The 277-nt window shown below is 44.0% G+C and carries 1 protein-coding gene; it reads right to left on the minus strand.

Translation table 11 applies throughout. The features are described 5' to 3' along the window. On the minus strand, positions 1 to 277 hold a 277-nt coding region (locus SB679_RS23985), incomplete at both ends, for an AAA family ATPase (RefSeq protein WP_410704746.1).

A 277-nucleotide genomic window follows, 5' to 3' on the forward strand; every position in this document is an offset into this window, starting at 1 on the left:
CCCACTCTTTCACTCCAGATGGTAAGCTGGTCAACGGCAGCAGCCCTAAAGGTATCAGCAGCTCCTAAAACTACTTTCTTACCCTCAGATTTGAACTGGTGAGCCAGTTTTCCAATGGTTGTTGTTTTTCCAACGCCATTTACTCCCACTACCATAATTACATAAGGCTTCTTGGAAGTGTCGATATTTCCTGTTCCTGCATGAGGGTTTTCAAGCAAAAGACCTGCAATTTCATCACGAAGAATTTTATCCAGCTCGCTTACCCCGACATACTTGT

The sequence above is a fragment of the Chryseobacterium sp. SIMBA_029 genome, from assembly GCF_046535275.1.
In the GTDB taxonomy this organism is placed as follows: domain Bacteria; phylum Bacteroidota; class Bacteroidia; order Flavobacteriales; family Weeksellaceae; genus Chryseobacterium.